The sequence below is a fragment of the Zhongshania guokunii genome (assembly GCF_040892635.1).
Classification (GTDB): Bacteria; Pseudomonadota; Gammaproteobacteria; order Pseudomonadales; family Spongiibacteraceae; genus Spongiibacter; species Spongiibacter guokunii.
Genome location: NZ_JBFRYA010000036.1, coordinates 1 through 1,667 on the forward strand (window position 1 = coordinate 1; position 1,667 = coordinate 1,667).

At 52.1% G+C, this 1,667-nt stretch carries 1 protein-coding gene; it reads left to right on the top strand.

The features are described from left to right. The first annotated feature begins 54 nt into the window (after positions 1-54). Positions 55-1,631, top strand: a protein-coding gene (locus tag AB4876_RS19025) for an IS3 family transposase (RefSeq protein WP_368383268.1) whose coding sequence is annotated in 2 segments (ribosomal slippage) — positions 55-550 and positions 550-1,631 — 1,578 coding nt in all. Because the reading frame shifts where the segments join, the coding sequence is not laid out codon by codon here. The last annotated feature ends 36 nt before the right edge of the window (positions 1,632-1,667 follow it).

Consider the following 1,667-nt stretch of genomic DNA (forward strand, 5'->3'; position numbering starts at 1 on the left):
CCCCCTGTGTCAGGCTAGTTGTCGCTTCTAATTTTCAGTTAGAGGCAGTAAATGATGAAAGCAAGATTTACCCAATCGTTCAAAATTCAAGCAGTGAAGAAGGCCTTCAGTCGCAGCAGCGATACAACGCTAAAAGAGGTTGCTGATTCGCTGGGGGTCGGTTACTCCACACTCAATCGGTGGATGGTACAATCCCGAGCCCAAGAATTCGAATCCTTCACCGCTACCGAGGGCACAAGCTTACGCCTTATGTCAAAAGAGAAAAGACCACAAGATTGGAGCTTGGAAGAGAAGCTTAAATTGATTATTGCGTGCGGCCCCTTGGATGATGAGGCCGTTAATGCCCTATGTCGTGAACAGGGCATTTATCCCCACCACATAAAGCAATGGACTCAGGATTTTGTCGGTGGCGCCAAGGCCAAAGCGATTTCGCCGTCTGAAACCAAAAAGCTTAAGCATGAAAACAAGACATTGAAGAAAGAGCTTAACCGTAAAGATAGGGCCTTGGCTGAAACTGCGGCATTGTTGGTGCTCCAAAAAAAAGTCCAAGCGATTTGGGGAAGCAGCGAGGACGACTCACAGTGAGCGCGGTGCGAGACGGCATTGTGAGCTTGATTGATGAGGCACGGTCGACGGGCGCCAGACAGGCCGCAGCGTGCGAGGTGGTTGGCATTAGCGCCAAGACCTATCAGCGCTGGGATCGACGCGACAATGTCGGCGACAGCCGACAAGATACGCTGCACACACCCGCGAATAAACTGTCGACACTGGAGCGACAGCGCATTATCAAACTGGTGAACGAGCCGGCGTACGCTGACTTGGCACCTAGCCAGATTGTCCCGACGCTGGCCGATGAAGGCCGCTATATCGGTTCTGAATCGACGTTATACCGTATCCTGAAGGATGAGAAGCAACTTCACCACCGCCAGAAGTCCAAGCTGGCAACCGCCATTAAAAAGCCCAGAGCCCTAACGGCAACCGCCGCTAATCAAATTTACACTTGGGACATCACCTACCTGCCCACGCGGGTTCGAGGCGTGTTTCTCTATCTTTATGTCGTTATGGATATTTACAGCCGGAAGATCGTTGGCTGGCAGGTGCATGACGAGGAGCGCAGCGTCTTGGCGGCGGAATTAATGACCGATATCTGTCAGCGAGAAGGCATCCAACGTCATCAAGTCACGCTCCATTCTGACAATGGCAGCCCAATGAAAGGGGCGACAATGCTCGCCACATTACAGCAGCTGGGGATCATGCCGTCGTTCAGTCGGCCATCGGTGAGCAATGACAACCCGTATTCTGAATCTCTGTTTCGCACCTTGAAATATCGCCCCAGCTATCCTGAGCGCCCATTTGCAGACTTACATGCCGCGCGGGCTTGGGTGCATGGCTTTGTCCAGTGGTATAACAACGAGCATCGGCATAGCGCGATTAAGTTTGTTACGCCAGTCCAGCGCCATGCAGGAGAAGACGCTCAAATACTGGCTCACCGGCAGCAGGTGTACGAACAAGCCCGTTCAGAGCATCCATTGCGTTGGAGCGGTCATATTAGAAACTGGGAACCGATAAAAGACGTTTATCTTAACCCGGAAAAGCCAGCGGTCGTGGACGAGAAAAACAAGGCGGCATAAATCAATCTGAGGCGACAACTACCTTGAAAAACGCCG